General features: G+C 72.5%; 17 protein-coding genes. 3 read left to right on the top strand and 14 right to left on the bottom strand.

The features are described from left to right. Positions 1-44: 44 nt before the first annotated feature. The 4 genes from QP939_RS44950 to QP939_RS44935 all read right to left on the bottom strand — a co-directional run bounded on the left by QP939_RS44950 (position 45) and on the right by QP939_RS44935 (position 4,801). Positions 45-1,448 (bottom strand): family 2B encapsulin nanocompartment shell protein, encoded by a 1,404-nt coding sequence (locus QP939_RS44950; protein WP_285452944.1) that lies wholly within the window; start codon positions 1,446-1,448, stop codon positions 45-47. A gap of 14 nt (positions 1,449-1,462) precedes the next feature. Next, positions 1,463-2,560 carry a family 2 encapsulin nanocompartment cargo protein terpene cyclase gene (locus QP939_RS44945; protein WP_285452943.1) on the bottom strand — a complete coding sequence of 366 codons (1,098 nt, stop codon included), beginning with the start codon at positions 2,558-2,560 and terminating at the stop codon, positions 1,463-1,465. Positions 2,561-2,587: 27 nt separating this feature from the next. After that, positions 2,588-3,439: a geranyl diphosphate 2-C-methyltransferase gene (locus QP939_RS44940; protein ID WP_285452942.1), complete on the bottom strand. Its 852-nt coding sequence runs from the start codon at positions 3,437-3,439 to the stop codon at positions 2,588-2,590. A gap of 264 nt (positions 3,440-3,703) precedes the next feature. Then, entirely contained in the window at positions 3,704-4,801 is a 1,098-nt protein-coding gene (locus QP939_RS44935; protein WP_285452941.1) for an AI-2E family transporter, read from the bottom strand. 129 nt (positions 4,802-4,930) lie between these two features. Between QP939_RS44935 and QP939_RS44930 the strand changes: the two genes are divergently transcribed. Continuing rightward, positions 4,931-5,872, top strand: a complete 942-nt coding sequence (locus tag QP939_RS44930; RefSeq protein WP_285452940.1) for a glycoside hydrolase family 43 protein — start codon at positions 4,931-4,933, stop codon at positions 5,870-5,872. 698 nt (positions 5,873-6,570) lie between these two features. Here QP939_RS44930 and ligD read toward each other — a convergent pair. The 3 genes from ligD to QP939_RS44915 all read right to left on the bottom strand — a co-directional run bounded on the left by ligD (position 6,571) and on the right by QP939_RS44915 (position 10,869). Continuing rightward, positions 6,571-8,532, bottom strand: coding sequence for a DNA ligase D (ligD, locus tag QP939_RS44925; protein WP_285452939.1), 1,962 nt, complete (start codon positions 8,530-8,532; stop codon positions 6,571-6,573). A 47-nt stretch (positions 8,533-8,579) separates the two neighbouring features. Next, on the bottom strand, positions 8,580-10,157 hold the full coding sequence (locus QP939_RS44920; RefSeq protein WP_285452938.1) for an FUSC family protein: 1,578 nt from the start codon (positions 10,155-10,157) through the stop codon (positions 8,580-8,582). 154 nt (positions 10,158-10,311) lie between these two features. Continuing rightward, complete coding sequence (locus QP939_RS44915) at positions 10,312-10,869, bottom strand: TetR/AcrR family transcriptional regulator (RefSeq protein ID WP_285452937.1); 558 nt, start codon at positions 10,867-10,869, stop codon at positions 10,312-10,314. A gap of 122 nt (positions 10,870-10,991) precedes the next feature. On the opposite strand from QP939_RS44915, the gene QP939_RS44910 reads away from it, so the two are divergent. After that, positions 10,992-11,696, top strand: coding sequence for an alpha/beta fold hydrolase (locus QP939_RS44910; RefSeq protein WP_285452936.1), 705 nt, complete (start codon positions 10,992-10,994; stop codon positions 11,694-11,696). Positions 11,697-11,699: 3 nt separating this feature from the next. Here QP939_RS44910 and QP939_RS44905 read toward each other — a convergent pair whose 3' ends face one another. The 7 genes from QP939_RS44905 to QP939_RS44875 are packed head-to-tail and all read right to left on the bottom strand — an operon-like array spanning position 11,700 to position 18,346. Then, entirely contained in the window at positions 11,700-12,659 is a 960-nt protein-coding gene (locus QP939_RS44905) for an NAD(P)H-dependent flavin oxidoreductase (RefSeq protein ID WP_285452935.1), read from the bottom strand. After that, the gene (locus QP939_RS44900; RefSeq protein ID WP_285452934.1) at positions 12,656-14,233 is read right to left on the bottom strand and encodes an AMP-binding protein; all 1,578 of its coding nucleotides are present in this window, start codon (positions 14,231-14,233) and stop codon (positions 12,656-12,658) included. The genes QP939_RS44905 and QP939_RS44900 overlap by 4 nt, the downstream gene beginning before the upstream one ends. Then, complete coding sequence (locus tag QP939_RS44895) at positions 14,233-14,982, bottom strand: enoyl-CoA hydratase/isomerase family protein (protein ID WP_285452933.1); 750 nt, start codon at positions 14,980-14,982, stop codon at positions 14,233-14,235. Before QP939_RS44895 ends, QP939_RS44900 begins: the two co-directional genes overlap by 1 nt. Further along, complete coding sequence (locus QP939_RS44890) at positions 14,979-16,169, bottom strand: CaiB/BaiF CoA transferase family protein (RefSeq protein ID WP_285452932.1); 1,191 nt, start codon at positions 16,167-16,169, stop codon at positions 14,979-14,981. Before QP939_RS44890 ends, QP939_RS44895 begins: the two co-directional genes overlap by 4 nt. Beyond that, positions 16,166-16,885, bottom strand: a complete 720-nt coding sequence (locus QP939_RS44885; RefSeq protein ID WP_285452931.1) for an enoyl-CoA hydratase/isomerase family protein — start codon at positions 16,883-16,885, stop codon at positions 16,166-16,168. Before QP939_RS44885 ends, QP939_RS44890 begins: the two co-directional genes overlap by 4 nt. Continuing rightward, positions 16,882-17,811, bottom strand: coding sequence for a hydroxymethylglutaryl-CoA lyase (locus tag QP939_RS44880; RefSeq protein WP_285452930.1), 930 nt, complete (start codon positions 17,809-17,811; stop codon positions 16,882-16,884). The genes QP939_RS44885 and QP939_RS44880 overlap by 4 nt, the downstream gene beginning before the upstream one ends. A 52-nt stretch (positions 17,812-17,863) precedes the next feature. Continuing rightward, the gene (locus tag QP939_RS44875) at positions 17,864-18,346 is read right to left on the bottom strand and encodes a MarR family winged helix-turn-helix transcriptional regulator (protein ID WP_285452929.1); all 483 of its coding nucleotides are present in this window, start codon (positions 18,344-18,346) and stop codon (positions 17,864-17,866) included. 100 nt (positions 18,347-18,446) lie between these two features. On the opposite strand from QP939_RS44875, the gene QP939_RS44870 reads away from it, so the two are divergent. Further along, on the top strand, positions 18,447-19,781 hold the full coding sequence (locus QP939_RS44870; RefSeq protein ID WP_285452928.1) for an MFS transporter: 1,335 nt from the start codon (positions 18,447-18,449) through the stop codon (positions 19,779-19,781). The last annotated feature ends 109 nt before the right edge of the window (positions 19,782-19,890 follow it).

Below are 19,890 nucleotides of genomic sequence, written 5' to 3'. Positions count from 1 at the left end.
AGGTCGCGGAATCCGCGAACCCGGGGCGTGAACTCGTGCCCGGCTCAGCCCTCCCGGCCGAGTTCGGCGTTGTCGAGGATGGCGAGGGCGTCGGGGACGAGGACGGCGGCGGAGTAGTAGGCGGAGACGAGGTAGGAGATGAGGGCTTGGTCGTTGATGCCCATGAAGCGGACGTTGAGGCCGGGTTGGTATTCGTCGGGGAGGCCGGTTTGGTGGAGGCCGACGACGCCTTGGGTGTGTTCGCCGGTGCGCATGAGCAGGATGGAGCTGGTGCGGGTGTCGGTGACGGGGATTTTGTTGCAGGGCAGGAGGGGGATGCCGCGCCAGGCGGGGACGTGGTGGCCGCCGAGGTCGACGGCGTCGGGGTAGAGGCCGGCTTTGGTGCATTCGCGGCCGAAGGCGGCGATGGTGGTGGGGTGGGCGAGGAAGAAGGCGGGGTCTTTCCAGACCAGGGTGAGGAGTTCGTCGAGGTCGTCGGGGGTGGGTGGGCCGGTGCGGGTGGGGATGCGCTGGGCGAAGTCGGCGTTGTGCAGGAGCCCGAAGTCGGGGTTGTTGATCAGTTCGTGTTCTTGGCGTTCGCGTAGGGCTTCGATGGTGAGGCGGAGTTGTTGTTCGATCTGGTTCATGGGCTGGTTGTAGAGGTCGGCGACGCGGGAGTGGACGCGCAGGACGGTTTGGGCGACGGAGAGTTCGTATTCCCGGGGTTGGGTTTCGTAGTCGACGAAGGTGGCGGGCAGGACGGGTTCGCCGTCGTGGCCGGAGGCGAGGGAGATTTCGGCTTCGCCGTGGTCGTTGCTGGCCGCGGAGCCGCGGGCCCGGTAGCGCTCGAGATGGGCTTGGAGGGTGTCGGAGCGGGTGAGGAGGTCGTCGAAGGCGGTGCGGGGGAGGGTGAGGACGGTGCAGGTGGTGACGGCTTTGGCGGTGAATTCCCAGATGCCGTCGGGGTCGATCAGGGCGGTTTCGCCGAAGTGGTCGCCGTCGGCCAGGGTGCCGAGGGTGGTTTGGTCGCCGTAGGCGCCGGTGCCGGTTTTGGTGATTTTGCCGTGGGCGATGAGGAAGACCTGGTCGGCGGGGGAGCCGAATTCGACCAGCGCGTCGCCGGGGGCGTATTCGTGCTGGGTGAACCGGCCCGCGAGTTCGGTGAGGACGTCTTCGTCGTCGTAGCCGCGCAGGGGGGCGAGTTCGCCGAGTTCGGGTGGGATGACGCGGACGTCGGTGCCGGTGGTGGTGAAGGTGACGCGGCCGTCGCCGACGGCGTAGGAGAGGCGGCGGTTGACGCGGTAGGCGCCGCCGGAGACTTCGACCCAGGGCAGCAGTTTGAGCAGCCAGCGGGAGGAGATGCCCTGCATCTGCGGGACCGACTTGGTCGTGGTGGCCAGTGTCCGGGCCGCGGCCCGGCCCAGGCTCGAGGGCGCCTGCTCGGCATCCACCGGGTCGGTGACAGTCACAGCGAAAACCCCAATCACTGGTAACGGGGATTGGTGGCGTGCCAGGTGAAGCCGCCACCCATCCAGGAACGGACACCCACGAGGAAGCGCTGCAGCTCCGGCGACGGCACGGCCAGCAGCTCCCGGTGGCCGTCCTCGAACTCGTGGACGATCTTGTTGTGCAGCTCGACGGTGGCCTCGACCGCCTCCTCGACCGGGCAGCCCCGGTCGGCGGCGATCTGCAGGACCATGTTGCAGACCGGTTTCTCGTCCGCCGCGTCCTTGGCCACCGAATGCAGGTCGTTGACGAGCACCGACGCCGTGCCGGCCCGCATCATCGCCTCCCGCACGCGCGGGTCGTAGTAGAACGGCGCCGCCAGCTCGTACCCGCCGACCGCGTCGACCAGCGTCATCGACGTGTAGAAGCTGTCGTGCTGGCGGGCCGCCAGGTACTCCCACGCCGGCGGGTAGCGGCCGGTGTGGCGCCACGCCGCGTAGGCGTCCCAGCTGACGAACATCGAGAACGTCGCGTAGCAGACCCGCTGCACCAGCACGGGGGAACCGTGGCGGCCCAGGTGGTCGATCGCGGAGTTGAGCCCGACCAGGATCGGGTCCGCCCGCAACGCCTCCTCCAGCGGCGCGGTGAACTCCCCGGCCGGCGCGACCGGGTCCATCGCCGCCATGACGAGCGCCAGGCGCGGCGGCAGCTCGGTGGGCGCCGCGCCCAGCGTGCTGTCGTCGGCGTAGTAGTCGTCCGCCGCCCACCAGACCGCGTTGAGCTGCGCCGCGACCAGCAGCCGGTCCGGGTCGTCGCAGTCGGGGTGGGCGAGCATCACCAGCCTGCCGAACCCGGCGCCGGCGATCTGGTCGAGGCCCTTGCCGGTGAACCCGCAGCCGGCCGCCCAGTTGACCAGCCGCCGGTCCACCTCCGCGGCGAGGGCGTCGTCGACGCGGCCCACCACCGGGCAGTACAACGGCGGCGCGCTGCCGTCACCCCACGGCAGGTACGCGTACGCCGGGTCCGGCCCGGGTGCCGGCGCGAACTGCGTGGCGATCCGCGCCGCCGAGGTCCCGAGGCCGAACGGCCCGGCGAGCCCGGCGCCGCCGATGCTCCACTGTGGACACTCGGTCATCGTGTCCTCCCTCGTCACCCGCCCGGCTCAGACGCGGTCGGCGGCGATGAGCAGGTAGTGGAAGCTGCCCTCGCGGTAGGCCGTCAGGAACGGCTGCTCGATGCCGGTGGCGACCGACGACTTCGCCCGCAGCTCCCAGTACGGGATCGTCGCGGCCGTCAGGTCGACGACGTTGATCGGCACGAAACCGTTGGCCGACAACGCCTTGAAGTAGTCGCCGCGCGCGTGGATGTTGCAGATGTAGTGCTGGTCGATCTGGCTCACCGCGCGGGACCGGCCGCCGGTGACGTCGTTGTAGCACCCGGTGATGGTGACGTACCGGCCGCCCGGCTTCAGCTGCCGCGCGTGTTCGGCGAACAGGTCGTGCAGGTCGACGTACATCGTGCTCTCGTTGTTCCAGATGCCTTGGAACGCCGCGGTTTCGAAGCCCGTGTCGAGCATGTTGCGCAGGTGGTAGCGCACCGAGCCGTCGATGCCGCGCCGCCGCACGTGGTCGTTCGCGAACCCGACCTGCTGCTCGGAGATGGAGATTCCGTCCACCTGGCAGCCGAAGCGCAGGTGCGCCATGACGCTGGTGCCGCCGCGCCCGCACCCGGCGTCCAGCAGCCGGTCGGACGGCGCGATCGGGCCGAGGTGGTCGAGCAGGACGTCCGCCTGCGCGGTTTCCAGCCGGTGCATTTCCGCGATGATGGCTTCGTCCCGCCGGGACTCCGGGGTTTCGAGGACCGCCGGGTCGTAGTCGCCGAGCCCGTAGTGGTGGTGGTACAGACCGTCGACGTCGCCCAGCCGGAGGTTCACCGGATCCTTTTCCGCGTTCCAGTAGTCGGCGACCGACTGCTGGTACGCGGTGCGGGCCACGGGCTGGTCGAGAGCGGTCATCAGCGAGCTCCTCGTCGTTTTTCCTTGGCGGGCAAGGGGAACTCCGGGCACTCCGGTGAACTCCCCTCCGCGTTCGACGCTAGTGCGGGGGGTTTCGGCGGGACAAGGGAAGTCACTCGCGCCGCACCGTCGGTGCCCGTCTGGCCCAGCGACGCTCTTGCGCGGGGTGGTCCGCTCCCGGCCCGGCCCCCTCGATCGAGACCGGGTGGCCCACGTCCGGATGACGGAGGGCGACCCTGGGTGGTGGGTCCGCGCGCGGCCGGTTCACGTCCGGTCGAGCCGGTGCACCGCCACCTCCCGCACCACCAGCAGGACCGCGGCCGCGACCGGCACCGCCACGAACGCGCCGACCACGCCCAGCAGCGCGAACCCGAGCAGCACCGCGACGACCGTGACCAGCGCGGGCACCCGGACGGCGCGGCCGACGACCTTCGGCAGCAGAACGTAGTCCTCGACCAGCCGGTAGGCGACGAAGAAGCCCGCGGTGGCGAGCCCGACCGGCACCGAAACCGTCAGCGCGACCAGGCTGGTGCCGACGCCCGCCGCGATCGAGCCCGCCACCGGGACGAGGTCGAGCACCGCGACGAGCACGGCCAGCACCAACGGGTAGGGCACGCCGAAGGCCCACAGCCACGCGAGCGCCGCCACGCCCGCGATCAGCGACACCACGACGTTGCCGACGAGGTACGCGCCGACTTTCCGGAAAACCGCGTCGCCGATCGGGATCACCCGCGGCCGCCGCGACCGCGGGGCCAGCCGGTAGAGGGCCGTGCGCATGCGCGGGAAGTCGGCGGCGAAGTAGGTCGCGAGCACGACGACGACCACGGCGTCGCCGAGCAGCCCGGCGGCCGACTTCGCGACGTCGGCGAGGTGGACGGACCGGACGGCGGCCTCGACGTCGAAGAGCCGGCCGACGTGGCCGAGCACCGTGCTGGGGTCGCGCAGCATCGCCAGGTAGCGCGGCGCGCCGGCACGTAGCTGCGTGGCCTGCTCGGCCAGCGGAACGGCCGCGGCGGCGATGACCGAACCGAGGACCGCGAGTCCGGCGAGGACGACCACGCCGGCAGCGAGCACCCGGGGCATGCGGCGCGCGAGCCGTCCGGTGACGGGTTCGAGGCCGACGGCGAGGAAGAACGCGATGCCGATCAGGAGCAGCACGTCGGAGGCGGCGAGCACGACCTCGGCGACCCCGATCGTGACGGCCACCCCGGCGGCCGCCGTCATGCCGGTGAAGAACGCCGAGCGCCGGTCGAGCGGCTTTCCCGGCGTGCCCAACGGTTTTTCCTGCCGGGCGGCGGCGCCCTCGGCCTCGCCGACGGCGTGCCCGGCGCGGTGCGCACCCCGTCCGCTCGTTGCGTGCATGGACCGGCGGCTACCCCGCCGCGAGCGGTCCAATCCACCCGATCCGGGCGCGCGGGCCAAGTCCACGCTTCCCGGTGACGGCGGCGGCCCGCCGTTGCCGAAACCGTTGCGGCGTCCCCAGAATCGGGCATGGGCTTGAAGCACGCGCTGTTCGTTCCCGTCATCGCCGTCTTGACCGCGTTCTCGGTGTGCCCGCAGGCGGCGGCCGCGAGCGCGCCGCGGCTGATGATCGACCGGGACTTCCCCGACCCGGACGTCGTCAAGACCGCAGGCGGCTATTTCGCGTACTCGACGAGCACGGGGTCCGGCCGGATCCCGCTGGCGAGCGCGACGGCGCCGGAAGGGCCGTGGCGGATCGCCGGCGACGCGCTGGGAGCGGTGCCCGCGTGGGCGAAACCGGACGGCGGGTTCTGGGCCCCGGACGTCACGCAGCTCGCGGACGGGACGTTCGTGCTGTACTTCGCGGCCGCGCAGACGGCGGGTGGCGAGATGTGCCTCGGCGCGGCGACGGCGCCGAAGCCGGAAGGCCCGTTCACCCCGGCAGGCGACCGGCCGCTGGTGTGCGTGCCCGAGGACCACGGCGACATCGACCCGCAGACGTTCGTCGACGCGGACGGGACCCGTTACCTGTTCTACAAGAGCGACGGCGCGGCGAGCGGGGCACCGGCCGCGATCTGGGCGCAGAAGCTGCAAGCGGACGGCCGCACGCTTTCCGGTCCGCGCACCGAGGTGCTGCGGGCGGACCTGACGTCGGAGAAGGCGGTCGTCGAGGCGCCGTCGGTGGTGAAGACGGCGAGCCGCTACCTGCTGTTCTACTCGGCGGACACGTTCCAGAGTTCGGGCTACCACACGGGTTACGCGTCGGCACCGACGCCGACGGGCCCGTACGTGAAGGCCGACGCGCAGTTCCTGTCGACGGACCTCCTCGGCGGCAAGGTCGACGCCCCGGGCGGAGCCGACGTGGTGGACGGGCACATCTACTTCCACGGCTGGCTGGCGGGCGGCCGCACGGCGCGCGGGCTGTACGAGCTGCCGATCTCCTTCCCGGGCGATGTGCCGCAGCTGGGGTGAGGGTGTCACCCACCCGGGTAACGCTCCGGTTGTCCCGGCGGTGGGCGGATATCCGGGGCCGGAGGAAGGGAGACCGTCATGACGGCGTGGTGGGGACTGCTCGGTCTGGTCGGGCTGGTGGGGTGCGTGGGTTTGCTGAGGGGCCGCCACGTGTCGGGTGACCCGCTGGGGCGGTACCCGGAGGCGCGGGAACCGGCGCGGCCGAACGCCGACGCGGCCCATACGCCATTGATGACACCGGCGGTGACGCCGCAGATGCTGGCGGCGCGTGGTCGCGAGGATGGTAGGGCGCCGGATTCGGGGAGTGTGGCGGGGGAGATCCCGGCGCCGCGGGAGGTCGCGGAGCCGCGTGTCCCGGCGGCGGCGATGCCTGGGGCGGGAGGATCGCCTTCGCAGCCGAAAGCGCCTGCCGCGCCGCGACCTTCCCCGCCTGAGCGGCCGGAAGGTGCGGCCAAGCCGGAGCTGCCGCCTTCGCGGGAGTCGGCTGGGTCCGCGCCGGCGCGGCCGAATGCCAAGCGATCAGCTTCGCCGCGGGAGGCCGCTGCGGCACCACAGACCTCCGCGCCAGCGCGGCCGGATGCCGAACCCGAGCAGCCGTCGCAACCGGCCCCCACGCCGCCGGACTCCGCCGACAAGAAATCCCCCGCCAGCCTCCTCCACGGCCTCGTCGGCAAGGCCCGGCGACTCCTCCAACGCCGCTAAGGCAACGGCACCGCGTCGTCGCAGAGTCCGGCGAGGAGGTCGCCGTGGTCGTCGAGGCGGTCCAGGACCTCCTCCGCCGTGAACCTCAAGTGACTCACGTGCTCGCACGCGCGGACCTCCGGCCACGTCACCGGGGTCGAGACCGTCGGGTGGTCGCGGCCGCGCAATGAATACGGTGCCACCGTCGTCTTCGCCGGGTTGTTCTGGCTCCAGTCGATGAACACCCGGCCCGTGCGCTGCGCCTTGGCCATCACCGCCGTCACCGACTCCGGCGTCTCGCGCGCCAGGCGCTGCGCGAGCCGCTTCGCGTACGCCGACGGCGCCGCCGGGTCGTCCGTTCGGATGCCGCAGTACAGCTGCATCCCCTTGGAGCCCGACGTCTTCGCGTACGGCGTCAGCCCGTCGGCGACCAGGATGTCGTGCAGGCGTTCGGCGACGCGGGCGCACTCGACGATCGTGGTGCCCGGGCCCGGGTCGAGGTCGAACACCAGCCGGTCCGTGCCGCCGTCCACCGTCCACTGGGGAACGTGCAGCTCCAGCGCCGCCATGTTCGCCGCCCACACCAGCGCCGGGAGGTCGTCGAGCAGCGCGTAGTCGATGCTGTCGCCGCCGCCGCGCGATCCCGTGCTGGGCAACCGGACCGTCCGGAGCCACGACGGCGCGCCGTTCGGGACGTTCTTCTCGAACCACTTCTCGCCGGTCACGCCGTCGGGGTAGCGGATGAACGTCACCGGGCGCCCGGCGAGGTGCGGCAGCAGCACCGGCGCGACGCGCGAGTAGTAGTTGATCACCTCGCCCTTGGTGAACCCGTCCGCCGGGTACAGCACCTTGTCCAAATTGGACAGGGTGAGCCGCCGGTTCCCGGCCTGCACGGTGATCCGCTGCCCGGACGGCGGTGGCGCGGGCGCGGGTTCGCGCGGCACCGCGCGCGGCGCGACGACGTCGCCGGGCTTCTTGTCGTGCCGCAGCCCGCGCCACGCCGTGTGGCGGACGCGGCCGGCGCGGGTGAACTGCCGGTAGACGATCTCGCCGACCAGCCGCGGCTCCACCCAGCGGGCGCGGACGGTGTCCTCGCGCGGCGGCATCGTGACGAACGGGTGGGTGCGCCGTTCCAGCGCTTCGAGCTGCGCCTGCAGGTCCGCGCGGGCGGCCTGGCTGAAGCCGGTGCCGACGTCGCCGATGTAGACGAGGTCGCCCGTCTCCGGGTCGTGCGCGCCGAGCAGCAGCCCGCCGAGCGTGCCGGTGAAGCTGCGCTGACCGGGCCGCCACCCGCAGATGATCACCTCCTGCGTCCGGATCAGCGGGTGCTTGAGCCAGGAGTCCGGCCGTTGCCCGGGCACGTACGCGGAGTTGCGCAGCTTCGCGACGACGCCCTCGTACCCGGCGGCCGCGGCGTGCTTGAGGAAGTCGTCGGGGGTGCGGCGGTCGGCGGCGAGCTCGTCGAACGTCACCGCGCGGACCACCGAGACGCGGTACGGGTCGGGCATCGGCAGCCCGGCCAGCAACCGCCGCCGCTCGTCGTAGGGCGTCGTGAGCAGTGTCTGATCGCCGAGTCGCAACAGGTCGAAGGCCAGGAACCGGACCGGGAGGTCGTCGAACGGCTTGTCCCGGCCCGCGGTCTGGTGCCGGACGTAGCGGCCGCGCCGTTCCTGCATCAGTTCGAAGTCGATGCGGCCGTCTTCGCCGTAGACGACGACTTCGCCGTCGAGGTAGGCCGCCCGGCCGTCGAGCGCGGGCGCGAGCACGCCCGCGAGCTCGGCGAACTCGTCGGTGAAGTCGATGTTGTTGCGGCTGGTGAGCACGGTGGTGCCGTCCGGGGCGATCCGCATCGCCGCGCGGTAGCCGTCCAGTTTGTACTCGTACGTCCATTCGGGGCCGCTGCGCAGGCGGCCGCCGTCGGCCTTGGCCAGCATCGGGTCGACCCACGCCGGGACGCGGGACGCGTCGGGAGCAGCCATGCCGGACCTCCGTCACCTTCCGTGGTTTCGAAGGTAACCCGTTCGGCCTAGTTCTGCCGGGTTTGCGCAGGTGACTGGAACACCCGCGTCCACGCGTCGACGTCGAGGGGTGGCGGCGCCCAGCAGGCCGCGAGCAGGTCGTAACCGTGGTGGACGAGGGCGGCGTGCGCGGGCCAGCGCGGGCGCAGCCAGCCGAGGTCGTTGTGCGCCGAGTCGATCGCCGCGCGCGTGGTGCCCTCGAGCTCGAACTGCAGGTCGCGGCGCAGGGGCATCACGGGGTCGCGGAGGAGCGTCAACGCGGCTTCGCGGACGCGGGATTCGGTCCAGCGGAACGTCGTCCGGTGCGCGTTCGGCGCGACGAGGTACTGCGACAGCACGGCGAGCGCGACGCCGAGCACGGTCTCCACCAACCGGTCGCGAATGACCGGTCCGGCCACCGCGGCACCCCCGGCGAGCAGCGCCACCGGCGTGATGAAGACGACGGCGACGGCGTAATTGCGCGCGACGAACAGCTCGATGCAGAACTGCAGGACGGCGACGATGGCGACGACGACGAGCCCGGACGACCCGAGCTGGACGAGCACGGCGAACAGGCCGAGGCCGACGGCGGTCCCGGCGAAGCGCTGCAGGCCGCGGACGTTGGCGTGGACGCGGTCGGTGCCCTGCTGCAGGACGACGAGGGCGGTGAGGACGGCCCAGTGCGGCCGCCCGAGCCCGAGCGCGGCGCTGAGGCTCCCGGCGACGGCGCAGGTGCCGCCGACGCGCAGCGCCGTCACCGTCGAGTGGGAGCGGAGGGTCGCCGCGCGGCGCAGCCGGTACCGGACGCCGGGGCGGGGGAGCGGCAGGGCGGCGCGCGGGGCGGTCTCGTCGAGGGCGGGCGGGGTGCCGGTGGCGTCGGCGAAGCGGCGGTGCGCGGTGATCAGGGTGTTCGTGAGTGCCGGGCGGCGGCCCGCGTCGTGGACGGCGTTCCAGGCGGCCGAGATGGCGGCGCCCGCGGCGTGCCGGGTTTCGGCGCTGGGGTTGTCGGCCGTCGCGAAGGTGTCGACGGCGCGGACGGCGCGTTCGACGGCGGTGCGTTCCGGCTTGGTCCGGTCGGCGAGGAAACCGGCCATCGAGACGACGGCGGAGGAGACAGCGCCCGCAGCGGTGCAGGCGAGCAGGGCCGCGGGGTGGGCCCCGGCTTCGGTGGCGACCATCGCACCACCGCAGACGAGGGCGAAGAAGAGCGCACCGGGCGGGCCGAGCCGCAGGGAGTCGACGACGTAGACGGCGATCATCGCCACGGCGGTGACCACGACGATGACGGCGACCGAGGACGGAATCGTGCGGCCGACCGCGGTGCCGAGGGCCGCGGCGAGCAGCAGGAGGAGACCGGCGGTGAGGACGACCCGGGCGCGGACGCGGTAGGGGCGGCCTTCGCCGTAGAGGACGGCGAAGGCGCCGAAGGTGACGAAGAGGGCGACGTCGGCGTGGCCGGTGAGGGCGAGGAGGGCGCCGGGAAGGGCGACGGCGGCCGCGGCCCGGAGCCCGGCAGACCACCGCCGCCCGGCGGCGGGCAGCACGAAGAGGAGAGCGCGCGGCCGCACGACGCGGGGGAGGGGATCTTCGGGCAGAGCGGACGACACGGGACTCATTCCAGCACGCCAGGGGAGAGGGGAGGGGAAGCCGCCCGTGCCGTCCGAGCCCAAGCGCCCCAAGGCGGCCTTGGTTGCGTCTGACGCACCGAAGGCCGCCTTGGTTGCGTCTCACGCACCGAAGGCCACATTGGGGCGCTTGGGCTCAGGCCGGGAAGTACTCCTCCACCGCGCGCCGCAACGTCTCCCGGACCGTCTTCGCGTCGTCCAGCTCGCCGCCGTGGAGCGCTCCGTCTCGCAACAGGATCAGCACCCTCGCCGCGTGGTCGGGCTCCGGGTGGCCCACCTCCTCCGCCTCGGCGCGCAACACCGAGAAGAACCACTGCCGGTGGTCGTCGATCACCTTGCGGACCTGGGATTCCGGGTCCGGGTACTCCGCCGCCGCGTTGAGGAACTGGCAGCCTCGGAAGTCCTCGCCGCACGTCGCGTCGCCCACCACCGCCAACGTCGATACCAGTGCCTCGCGTGGGGGCTTGCCCGCGCGAGCCTCGTCGACCGCCTCGCGGATGCGGCGGCTCGTCTCCGTCAAGTACGCCGCGACCAGGTCGTCCTTCGTCGGGTAGTGCCGGTAGAACGTCGCCCGCGTCACCGACGCCTCGGACACCAGGCGCTCGACCCCGACCGCGTGGATGCCCTCCGCGTAGAACAACCGGGACGCCGTCGCCAGCAGGCGGTCCTTCGGGTGCACTTCGGCAGACTTCATCCACCCACCATAGAGAAAGACTGGTCGTTCTGCTAGATCGGCTTCATCACATTGCCACGGCCGTCGCGACCGACCAGAGTATGGAGACAGAAAGACTGATCGTTCTTCCAGAGGAGCCAGCCATGAGCAAGCCCACCATCGTCCTGGTCCACGGCGCTTTCGCGGACTCGTCCAGCTGGACCGGCGTCGTCGCGAAGCTGCGCGAGCAGGGCTACCCGGTCGTGGCGGTGGCGAACCCGCTCCGCGGCCTGGAGTCCGACGCGGCGTACGTCAAGGACGTCGTCAACGCCGTCGACGGCCCGGTCGTCCTGGCCGGCCACTCCTACGGCGGCGCCCTGATCACCCGCGCGGCCACCGAGACTCCGAACGTCCGCGCCCTCGTCTACATCGCCGCCTTCCAGCCGGAAGCGGGGGAGAGCGTCTTCGAGCTGTCCGGCCGCTACCCGGGCGCGAAGCTCGGCCCGGAGACGACGAACGTCCTCGTCCACGACGGCGCCCCCGAGCTGTCCATCAAGCCGGAGGACTTCGCCGAGGTCTTCGCCGCCGACGTCCCGGCCGAGACCGCCGCGACGCTCGCCGTCACCCAGCGGCCGGTCGCGCAGGAGGCGCTGGCCGCCCCGTTCGAGGGCACTCCGGCCTGGACGAAGCTGCCCTCGTGGACGCTCGTCGCCAACCAGGACAACGCCATCCCGGCCCAGGCCCAGGAGTTCATGGCCGAGCGCGCGTCCTCGACCGTGCGGCGCATCGACGCTTCGCACGCCGTCGCGGTGTCGCAGCCGGAGACCGTCGCGGAGGTCATCCTCGCGGCGGCGGCCGCCACCGAGTGACGCTCACGTGATCGGCGGGAGTCCGGCGCGCGCCGCCCGGTACTCCCGCACGATCCGGGCCACGATCTCGGCCGCGGGCAGCAGCGTGTCGACCAGCCCGGCCGACTGCCCCGCCTCGACCTTGCCCTCGACGACGTCGCCGTGCAGCGCGGCGTCACGCAGGGTCGAGGCCTGGAACGCCTTGCGCCGCAGCTCTTCCTCGGCGCCGGACGCCTCCAGGGACCGCATCCGCGCGGCGAAGTCGTTGTCCAGAACGCGGATGACGCCCAAGCCGTGGCCCACCGTGCGGGTGCCGTCCACCCCGGCGTCGAGCACCGCCTGCTTGTAGGCGTCGTGCACCGACGACTCCGTGCTGGCCAGGAACCGCGTGCCGAACTGCGCGGCTCCGGCGCCGAGCGCGAGCACCGCGGCCAGCCCGGCGCCGTCCGCGATGCCGCCCGAGGCCACCAACGGCACCGACGGCACCGCTCGCGCCACCGCCCGGACCAGCACGGACGTCGCCACCATCGCGGGCGGCGGGTGCCCGCCCGCCTCGGCGCCGACGACGACCAGGCCGTCGACCCCCGCCGCGACGGCCTTCTCCGCGTGCTCCACCCCGGCCACGACGTGCAGGCAGCGCGTCCCGACGTCGTGGAAACGGTCGAGGTAGCGCCGCGGCCCGCCCTGGGACGCCACCAGCACCGGCGGCCGGTGGCGCAGCAGCAGTTCGATCACCTCGTCCGCGCCCGCGCGGTACAGCGGCAGGTTGACCGCCCACGGCCGGTCCGTGCCGCCGGCCACTTCGGACAGTGTCCGGTCCAAATCGGACAGTCGCATCGGGCCCGCCGCCACCACGCCGAGGCCGCCCGCGTTCGAGACCGCCAGCGGCAGCGCGGAGCACGACGACGCCCACGACATCCCGGCCTGCACGATCGGCAGGTCGATCCCCAGCAGCCGGGTCACCGGCGTTTCGATGCGCGTCACGCCCGCTCCAGCAACGACCGGGCGTGCTCGGCCAGCCGGTTCTTCTGCACCTTCGAGCTGGCCGTCATGCCGATGCCTTCGAAGCCCTCGACGATCCGCAGGTGCCGCGGCACCTTGAAGCCCGCCATCCGCGCCTTCGCCCACCCCAGCAGCTCCTCCTCGGTGACGCCGGGCTCGGTGAGCACCACGAACGCGAACGGCACCTCGACCAGTCGCGCGTCCGGGACGCCGACGACGGCGGCCTGCCGCACCGACGGGTGCCGGTGCAGGGTGTCCTCGATGTCGGCCGGCGCGACGTTCTCGCCGCCGACGCGGATGATGTCCTTGGTGCGGCCGGTGAAGTGGAACCGCCCGGTCTCGTCGAGCAGGCCGACGTCGCCGGTGGCGAGCCAGCCGTCCGCGTCGATCGTCTCCGCCGTCTTCACCGGGTCGTCGAGGTAGCCGACCATCACGTTCCAGCCGCGCACGAGCACCGCGCCCGGTTCGCCCGGCTCGCAGTCGCGGTCGCCGTCGAAGGCGCGGATCCGCACCTCGACGCCGGGTTCGACGGCCATCGCGCCGGACGCGCGGATTTCCTCCGGCTCCCACCACGCCGATTGCGCGACGTTGGGCGACGCCTCGGAAAGCCCATACCCGGCAACGCATTCCCGGGCACCCAGCTCGTCGATGACCCGCCGGATCACTGTCGGCGACGCGGCCACCCACGCACCGCGGAGTGACAACCGGCGCTGCTTCAGGGACGGGTGGTTGAGCAGCAGCAACGCGATGGTGTCGTTGCCGGAGAAGTGCGTGCACCGCTCGACTTCCAGCAGCCGCAACGCTTCCTCCGGCTCGAACTTCGGCATCGTCACCAACGTCGTCGCGTGCTGGGCCGACGCGAGGACCGACAACGTGCTCCCGGCGACGTGGAAGAACGGCCGCGCCGAGTGGAACCGGTCGCCGGGGCGCAGTCCCATCCGCGCGCCGGAGAAGAACGCGTCCGCGCACATGCTGCGGTGGGTGAGCAGGACGCCCTTCGGCCGCGACGTCGTGCCGGACGTGTACTGCACCAGCAGGATGTCGTCCGGCGAACCCGTCGGAGGCGGTGGTTCGGCGGCGGACAGGAACTCCTCCCAGCGCGCCGCGAACGAAGGGACGTCGTCGCCGAGGACGACCACCGACTCGAGGTGGGGCAGCGACTCGACGCCGATTTCCCGCAGCATGGCCGCGAAGTCCACATTGAGCACGCGGGACGCGGCGAACAGCGTCCGCACGCGGGCGTGTTCGAGGGTGTAACGCACCTCGTCGGCGGTGAAGCGCGTGTTGACCGGCACCACGACCGCGCCCACCGCGCCGATCGCGTGGAACAGGGCCACCCAGTCCGGGCCGTTGCCGAGGCAGATCCCGACGCGGTCGCCGCGGCCGATCCCGGCGGCGGCGAGCCCGGCGCGGACGCGGGCGACCCGGTCCGCGAGTTCGCCGTAGGTGATGCGCTCGGACGCCGTGACGACGGCTTCGACGTCCGGCGCGAGCAGGGCCGCGCGGGCGAGGACCTCGTGCGTGGTGAGCGGGCACGCGGTGCGCAGGTCGGTCATCACGATTCTCCGTTCCCGGCGGTGAAGCGGGCGACGCCGTCGCGCCAGCCGCCGTCGGCGAGGCACTGTTCGATGGCCGCCAGCTCGATGCGGATCCCGCGGTCGAGGTCGGTCTCCGCGCCGAGGTCGACCGCGCGCTTGGTGAGCGCGATGGCCAGCGGCGGCGCCTTGGCGATGCTCGCGGCCGTCTCGTCCCCGGCGGCGCGCAGCTGGCCGGCCGGGACGACGCGCGTGACGACACCCAGGTCGGCGGCCTCGGCGGCGTCGAGCGCGCGGTTGGTGAACAGCAGCTCCTTGGCCCGGCGCTTGCCGATGACGCGCTGCAGCCGCTGGGTCGCGCCGACGGTACCCCAGTGCGGCTCGGGGAACCGGAACACGGTGCCCTCGGCGGCGATCGCGAAGTCGGCGGCCAGGGTGATCTCCCCGCCCGAGCCGACGACGGCGCCCTGCACCAGGGCCACGACGGGCACCCGGCACTGCTCGATCGCCGAGTACGCGGCGAAGGACGCGACCCGGCGGCGGCGCACCCAGGCGGCGTCCTTGCCGGTGCGCTCCTTGAGGTCGGCGCCCGCGCAGAACACCGGGCCGCGCCCGCTCAGCAGCACCACCCGGACGTCGTCGGCCAGCGACTCGAAGGCTTCGCGCAGCTGGTGGCACATCGGCAGGTCGAGGGCGTTGCGGGCCTCGGGCCGGGCCAGCTCGACGTGCGCGATCCCGCCGGTCACCTCGACGTGCACCCGCTCGGTCATCGGATCACCCCCGCGGCCCGCAGGCCCTCGATCTCGCCGGGGTCGAACCCCAGCTCCGCCAGGACGTCGTCGGTGTCGGCGCCGAGCAGCGGCGGCACACCCGGCGCCGGAGCGTCCCCGCCAGTCTCACGCAGCGGCGTCCGCAGCGCCGGGAACGTCCCTTCCGAAGGGTGGGTGAACTCGCCGACGACGCCGCGCGCGACGGCGTGCGGGTCGGCCAGCGCCTCGCGCACCGAACGGACGGCGCCCGCCGGGACGTCGGCCGCGCGCAGCTCCTTCACCAGTGCGTCCCGGTCGTGCTGCGCGATCGCCCCGCGCAGCGCCTTCATCACCCGGGCCCGCTGCTCGACGCGTCCGGAGTTGCCCCGCAGCGCGGGGTCCGCGGCCAGTTCGTCGAGCCCGAGGACCGTGCACAGGGGACCCCAGTGCTGGTCGCTGCCGCTGATGTGCAGCCATTCGCCGTCCCCGGCCTGGAACGCCGCCGAGGGCACCCGGCCGGGGTGCTCGGTGCCGGTCCGCACGGGGTCCTCGCCGAGGGCGAAGAGCCGGGCCGCGTTGAGCGCGTGCAGGCTCAATTGGACGTCCATCATGGACACGTCGAGGTGGCGGCCGCGCCCGGTCGCCGCGCGTCCGGCCAGCCCGGCGAGCACCGCGATCACCACCCACAGCCCGGAAGTCAGGTCCGCCACCGGAATCCCGGTCTTCGACGGCGGCCCGTCCGGCTCGCCGGTCATCGCCATCACGCCGGACAGCGCCTGGAAGACCGTGTCGTAGCCCTTGCGGTCGCGGTCCGGGCCGGTCTGCCCGAACCCGGTCGCCGACACGTAGACCAGCTCCGGGTGCCCCTCGGACAGGTCCGCGTAACCGAGGCCCATCCGGTCCATCGCGCCCGGCAGGAAGTTCTCGACGACGACGTCCGCGCGGGCCGCCAGCCGTCGCGCGACGGCTTGGCCGCGCGGGTCCTTGAGGTCCAGCGTCACGGACTTCTTGCCCCGGTTGAAGGCGAAGAAGTACGCGCTTTCGCCGTGCGGCAGGCGGGGTTCGAAGCCGCGGGTCTCGTCGCCGGAGGAGGGCCGTTCCACCTTGACGACGGTGGCGCCCAGCTCGGCCAGCACCTGCGTCGCCAGGGGAGCGGCGAGCACGCGGGAGAAGTCCAGCACGGTGGTCCCGGACAGCGGGCCGGTCATCCGCGGAACCCCCGCATCAGCGCGTTGACGTCCTGCCCGGCGCGCATCGCGGCGTCGGTCGGCAGGTCCGCGACCCGGTAGAAGAGGTCCTTCGCGGCGGCGATCGCCCGCGGCTCGACCTTCGCCCAGTGCTCGGCGATCTCCAGCGCGGCGGGCAGTACCTCGTCGGGTTCGACGACCCGGTTGACCAGGCCGTGCTCGAACGCTTCGGCCGCGGTGAGCAGGCGCCCGGTGCTGACGAGTTCGAAGGCGAGCTTGCGGCCCAGGTGGTGGACGAGCCCGGTCATCACCAGCGCCGGGACGATCGAGTGCTTCAGTTCGGGGTAGCCGAACTTGAGGTCGGTCCCGGCGACGACCATGTCGGCGCCGATCGCGAGCCCGGCGCCACCGCCCACCGCGGCGCCGCGGACGGCCGCCACCACGGGCACCCGCAGCTGCCGGGCCTGGACCTGCAGTTTGGCGGTCAGCGCGGCGCGCTCGAGAACGGCGTCGGCGTGGCCGGGGGTCAGCGACGAGAACTCGCCGAGGTCGGCGCCCGCGCAGAAGCCGCGGCCGGCGCCGGTGAGGACGACCGCCCGGACTTCGCGGTCGGCGTCGGCGGCCGCGAAGGCGTCGCTCAGGGCGTGGGTGAGGGCCGTGTCGAGGGCGTTGAGCTTTTCGGGCCGGTTCAGCGTCAGGACGCGGACGGCGCCGCGGTCCTCGGCGATGACGGTCACGGGGTCTCCTGGTTCGGGGTCGGGGTGAAACCGGCGCGGGCCACCATGCTGTGCAGCGGACGGCCGAGCGCTTCCTCGCAGGCCGCGGAGGCCTTGGCGAGCAGGTCGAGGTCGATGCCGGTGTCGACGCCCATCGCGTCGAACAGGCTGACCAGGTCTTCGGTGCAGACGTTGCCGGTGAGCCCGGCGCCGTAGCTGATGGCGGTGGGGTGGCCGCCGACGCCGCCCATCGCGGTGTCGAAGTTCCGGCAGCCGGCCTCCAGGGCCGCGACGGCGTTGGCGATGCCGGTGCCGCGCGTGTTGTGGAAGTGCGCGACGACCGGCACCCCGGAGTCCAGCCGCTGGACCAGCGCGCGGACCGACGGCGGGGTCGCGACGCCGGTGGTGTCGCCGAGGGTCACCAGGTCGGCGCCGAGGTCGGCGAAGCGGGCCACGTCCTCGGCGACGCGGCCGGGGTCGACCGCGCCCTCGAACGGGCAGCCGAAGGCGACGGAGACGACGCCGACCAGCTTGAACCGGCCCCCGGCCAGCGCGACCATCTCTTCGACGCGCTCCCACTGCCCGGCTCTCGACGTCCGCAGGTTGCGTTCGGTGTGGCTTTCCGTGGCCGAGACCAGCAGGCTCAGCTCTTCGGCGCCGTGCCCGGCGTCGAGGTCGGCCAGGGCGCGCCGCACCGCGCGCGGGTTCGGGCAGGTCGCCTTGAACGCCACGCCGGGGCGGCGCCGGACCTTCGCCAGCACGTCCGAGGCGTCCGAGAAGCCCGGCACCCGCTCGGGGTGGCTGTAGCTGGTCGCCTCGACGCGCCGGAAACCCGCGTCGGCGAAGGCGTCGAGCAGCGCGACCTTCGTCGCGGTCGGCACGAACTCCGGTTCGTGCTGCAGCCCGTCGCGGGCGAAGCACTCGCAGATCGTGACGGCGTCGGGCATCGGGCCACCTCCTGTTCGGTGGCTCCAGGTCTACCGTCGCGTGTTGATAAAGTCAACAATCGGGCTGGGCGCGTTCCCGTTCTTCGACGGCCAGCGCCAGGTCGGCCAGCTTCTCCAGCGCGCCGTGCAGGGTCGCGGTCTCCTCGGGGGTGAGCGCGGCCAGGAACTCCGCGTCACGCTCGTTGGCCGCGGCGATCAGACCCCGGTAGACGCGGGTTCCTTCGCTGGTCAGGGCCAGTTGGGAGGTGCGGCCCGACCCGGCCGTCCGGTCCACCAGGCCGCGCTCGGTGAGGCGGCTGACCACCCGGCTCATCTGCGCTTTGTCGAGCCCGGCGCGGCGGGCGAGGCGGTTGAGGGTCAGAGTGGGGTCGGCGGCGATGAGCGCGATCGCCCGCCATTCGCCGAGGCTGACGTCGAACTCCCGCCGGTAGCGCAGCGCGGCGCTGCGCGACATCGCCGACGACGTGCGGGAGAGCCGGTAGGAGAGGAGTCCGGAGATGGGCACCAGGTCGCGTCCGTCCGCGCGTTCCGCCATGCCGGTCATCGTAGCCGTTGCCGATCCGGTGTTGACAAACACAACACCGGATGCCGACACTGCTGCCGCACGCCCCGCCGGACGAAGGAGTCGAGTAGCCGTGGCCGAACACCCCGCCGTCACCGGACGGCCTCCCGCGGTCGCCGACCGCGCGTCGACCTACCGGACCATCGCGCTGCGCGTGATGCCGCTGCTGGTGGTCTGCTACGTGGTCAGCTTCATCGACCGCACCAACATCGGCATCGCGCAGCAGGGCCTCAAGCGCGACCTCGGGTTCGGCTCGGCGGTGTACGGCCTCGGCGTCACGCTGTTCTTCGTCGGGTTCATCCTGTTCGAGGTGCCGAGCAACGCCCTCCTGGCGCGGATCGGCGCGCGCAAGACGCTGATGCGCATCATGGCCACCTGGGGCGTGGTCACGATCGCGACGCTGTTCGTCCGCGACGAAACGACGTTCTACATCGCCCGGTTCCTGCTCGGCGTGGCCGAAGCGGGGTTCTTCCCCGGGGCGCTGTACCTGCTTTCGCGCTGGTTCCCGTCCGCCCGCCGCACGCGGATGACGGCGGTGTTCTTCATCGGCGTCCCGGTGTCCGGGGTGCTCGGCTCGGTGGTGTCGGGCTGGATCATGCACGCGCTCGGCGGCGCCGCCGGCCTGGCCGACTGGCAGTGGCTGTTCCTCATCGAGGGCATCCCGCCGATCCTGCTGGCGGTCGCGGTGGCGTTCTTCCTCGCGGACGAGCCGGAGCAGGCGAAGTGGCTGACCCCGGCGCAGAAGGAGCTGGTCCGCGCGGACCTGGAGGAAGATCGCCGTTCGAAGGGCGAGTCCCCGGTCCGGCACGGCGGGATGCTCTCGGCGTTGCGCGACCCGAAGGTCTGGATCCTCGGCTTGTGCGCGTGCGGCGCGTACACGCTCGCCAACGCGGTCTCGTACTGGACACCGCGGATCATCGCCGAGGCCGGGGTGGGCGACGTGCTGAACCTGGGGCTGTTCTCGGCGATCCCGCCCCTGCTCGGCATCGTGGTGATGCTGGTGGTCGGCCGCCATTCGGACCGCACGCTGGAGCGCCGCTGGCACGCGGCGCTGAGCTGGCTGGTGGCGGCGGTGGCGATGCTGGCGCTGGCGTTCTCGGGCGGAAGTGTCCTGGTGGTGGTGTTGCTGCTGGCCGTGATGGCGGCGGCGCACTACTCGGGGTTGACGGTGTTCTACTCGATTCCGTCGATCTACCTGAGCGACCGGGCGGCGGCCACCGGTATTGCCGTGGTGACGTCGATGGGGTCCTTCGCCGCGGCGGCTTCGCCTTCGTTGCTGGGTTTCATCCAGTCGGCGACCGGGAGTCTTTCGCTGGGGTTGGTGATCAGCTCGGGGATCGTGTTGCTCGCGGTGGTTGTTTTGCTGGTGGGTGTGAAGGCCGCCGATCTGAAGGAAAAGCACCACTGACGGGAATCGACGTGCTCACCGGTCGGTACGGCGAGTCGGCCAGGCTGAAGGGCCCTTTCCTCGCATCAGATGCGAGGAAAGGGCCCTTCATCGCATCAGATGAGACGAA

This window comes from Amycolatopsis nalaikhensis (genome assembly GCF_030264295.1).
In the GTDB taxonomy this organism is placed as follows: domain Bacteria; phylum Actinomycetota; class Actinomycetes; order Mycobacteriales; family Pseudonocardiaceae; genus Amycolatopsis; species Amycolatopsis nalaikhensis.
Note: the sequence above shows the minus strand (reverse complement) of the source record. Positions and strands in the feature narration are given on the sequence as shown.

Bases quoted from the DNA above. Each gene is read 5' to 3' on its own strand.
- QP939_RS44910 (WP_285452936.1), top strand. From the start codon at position 10,992: ATGAGCAAGCCCACCATCGTCCTGGTCCACGGCGCTTTCGCGGACTCG.
- QP939_RS44900 (WP_285452934.1), bottom strand. From the start codon at position 14,233: ATGACCGACCTGCGCACCGCGTGCCCGCTCACCACGCACGAGGTCCTC.
- QP939_RS44890 (WP_285452932.1), bottom strand. From the start codon at position 16,169: ATGACCGGCCCGCTGTCCGGGACCACCGTGCTGGACTTCTCCCGCGTG.
- QP939_RS44935 (WP_285452941.1), bottom strand. From the start codon at position 4,801: ATGCACGCAACGAGCGGACGGGGTGCGCACCGCGCCGGGCACGCCGTC.
- QP939_RS44940 (WP_285452942.1), bottom strand. From the start codon at position 3,439: ATGACCGCTCTCGACCAGCCCGTGGCCCGCACCGCGTACCAGCAGTCG.
- ligD (WP_285452939.1), bottom strand. From the start codon at position 8,532: ATGGCTGCTCCCGACGCGTCCCGCGTCCCGGCGTGGGTCGACCCGATG.
- QP939_RS44930 (WP_285452940.1), top strand. From the start codon at position 4,931: ATGGGCTTGAAGCACGCGCTGTTCGTTCCCGTCATCGCCGTCTTGACC.
- QP939_RS44915 (WP_285452937.1), bottom strand. From the start codon at position 10,869: ATGAAGTCTGCCGAAGTGCACCCGAAGGACCGCCTGCTGGCGACGGCG.
- QP939_RS44880 (WP_285452930.1), bottom strand. From the start codon at position 17,811: ATGCCCGACGCCGTCACGATCTGCGAGTGCTTCGCCCGCGACGGGCTG.
- QP939_RS44945 (WP_285452943.1), bottom strand. From the start codon at position 2,560: ATGACCGAGTGTCCACAGTGGAGCATCGGCGGCGCCGGGCTCGCCGGG.
- QP939_RS44895 (WP_285452933.1), bottom strand. From the start codon at position 14,982: ATGACCGAGCGGGTGCACGTCGAGGTGACCGGCGGGATCGCGCACGTC.
- QP939_RS44875 (WP_285452929.1), bottom strand. From the start codon at position 18,346: ATGGCGGAACGCGCGGACGGACGCGACCTGGTGCCCATCTCCGGACTC.